The following is a 1359-nucleotide window of genomic DNA, read 5'->3' as shown; positions in this document are numbered from 1 at the left end:
ACCCTTGTGAACAGAAACGGATAAAGAAAGCTTTACCAGATGCTTCACAAAGCTTTGAAGCCATTGCCGGACTTTGGCATAAAAGCAACAAAACCTGGTCAGAATCCCACAGGGAAAAAACATGGAAAAGCCTTCAGACGCATGTTTTCCCTTACATTGGTTCACGGGATATTACATCACTGAAAACACCTGATTTACTTATTCCGGTTAAAGCTGCTGAAGCTAAAGAGATTTATGAAGTAGCAGCCCGTCTTCAACAGCGAATCTCCGCTATCATGAGATATGCCGCACAGTCTGGGATCATTGATTATAATCCCGCTACCGATATGGCGGGGGCGCTGGCCACAGTTAAACGGCAGCACAGACCTGCATTGCCACTGAGTCGGATATCTGAGTTACTGGAACGTCTTGATACTTACCGGGGACAAATCATGACCAGACTGGCTACACAGCTTTCTTTGCTGATATTTATCCGCTCCAGTGAATTTCGCTTTGCCCGCTGGCCCGAGATAGATTTTGAAAAAGCCATGTGGACTATCCCTCCGGAACGGGAACCAATTAAAGGCGTAAAATTCTCTCATCGTGGCTCAAAAATGCGTACAGAGCACCTGGTACCACTTTCAACTCAGGCACTAGATATCCTGCGGGTGATTCACACTATCAGCGGTGAGCATGAATTAATTTTCACGGGTGATCACAATCCCTGGAAACCAATGAGTGAAAATACGGTAAATAATGCATTACGACTTATGGGATATGATACGAAAATTGATGTTTGTGGTCACGGCTTCAGAGCTATGGCCTGTAGTTCATTGATCGAATCAGGATTATGGTCAAGAGATGCGGTAGAACGCCAGATGAGTCACCAGGAACGTAATGGCGTACGTGCAGCTTATATTCACAAAGCGGAGTTTCTTGAAGAACGCAGACTGATGCTGCAATGGTGGGCTGATTTCCTGGATGCTAACAGAGAGCAAACCATTTCCCCTTTTGATTATGCAAAAGTAAATAACCCAATGGATATCAATAAACAGAATTGATTCGTAGTGCGTACAAGAGTTTTTCACCACGCGACGAGCACGATTTTGCATGAGAAGGGCTATAACTCTGCCTGGATTGAGACTCAGCTTGCGCATATCGATAAGAATGCGATCCGTGGCACGTATAATCATGCTCAGTATATGGATGAACGCAGAGAAATGATGCAGTGGTATGCAGACTACATGGATGAGTTGGAGGACAGTTTGGATAATGTTGTTAATGTGAATTTTAAGTAATATTTAATAGCCATCTTTACGTTCGGGCATAAAGATGGCTATATCGATGTGTTTTATTTTTTTATATTATAAAATATGTAAG

General features: G+C 43.2%; 1 protein-coding gene and 1 pseudogene. Both read left to right on the top strand.

The features are described 5' to 3' along the window. Positions 1–1040: tyrosine-type recombinase/integrase (locus tag HMPREF3119_RS00330; protein WP_070577925.1), on the top strand; the 1040-nt coding region annotated here is incomplete at its 5' end. Between the two features lie 27 nt (positions 1041–1067). After that, positions 1068–1277: pseudogene (locus tag HMPREF3119_RS19555) on the top strand (tyrosine-type recombinase/integrase); the annotation flags it as partial. Between the last annotated feature and the right edge of the window lie 82 nt (positions 1278–1359).

It is taken from the genome of Morganella sp. HMSC11D09, assembly GCF_001807955.1.
Taxonomy (GTDB): domain Bacteria; phylum Pseudomonadota; class Gammaproteobacteria; order Enterobacterales; family Enterobacteriaceae; genus Morganella; species Morganella morganii.
The sequence above is the reverse complement of the archived record's forward strand: the minus strand, read 5'-3'. Positions and strand labels throughout refer to the sequence as shown.